Consider the following 512-nt stretch of genomic DNA (forward strand, 5'->3'; position numbering starts at 1 on the left):
CTTTGGGTTAGTATAGCCTCTTAGCAGTTGTCCAATTTAATTATGCCACTACAATGACATGTCTAGTGACAGTAGCACCACAGATCAAGTGATGCAGTCCATGTTATCTTCGCTGCCTACTGATAATTTGAGTACGGATCAGCGCCAACGTTTAGAAGATATTGTCAGTAAATATAGTAAAGAGATGACAGATGATAGTAATAGAACCACTATGAATCAAAAAATAGTCGATGTATATGTCCAGACTGCTAAGCAGCATTTTAATCAAGAAGAAGTCGATGCGCAGATAGATTTTTATAGTAGCAAAACGGGCCAAAGTATCATTGATAAACAGCCTGATATGATGAAAGACTATATGACACAAATAATGCCTATTGTTATGGAGTCTACTATGGAAAAGGTACAAGATATTACGCCGAGAATGGTCGCAGATATTAAAGCCCTTAAACTTGAAGAGTAGGGTGTGTATAGAATTCAAATCAGGGGCAACCAGATAAAGACACAAGCAAGCA

The 512-nt window shown here is 37.7% G+C and carries 1 protein-coding gene; it reads left to right on the plus strand.

Annotation, left to right across the window (positions count from 1 at the left end; all coding sequences use genetic code 11):
* Nucleotides 1–58 precede the first annotated feature (58 nt).
* Nucleotides 59–460, plus strand: a complete 402-nt coding sequence (locus EI164_RS16685) for a DUF2059 domain-containing protein (RefSeq protein ID WP_192521071.1) — start codon at nt 59–61, stop codon at nt 458–460.
* Nucleotides 461–512: the final 52 nt, after the last annotated feature.

The sequence above is a fragment of the Psychrobacter sp. FME13 genome (assembly GCF_014861395.1).
Lineage (GTDB): Bacteria > Pseudomonadota > Gammaproteobacteria > Pseudomonadales > Moraxellaceae > Psychrobacter.

What these genes read in the sequence shown, in the direction of transcription:
- EI164_RS16685 (WP_192521071.1), top strand. Translation starts at nt 59, where the DNA reads ATGTCTAGTGACAGTAGCACCACAGATCAAGTGATGCAGTCCATGTTA.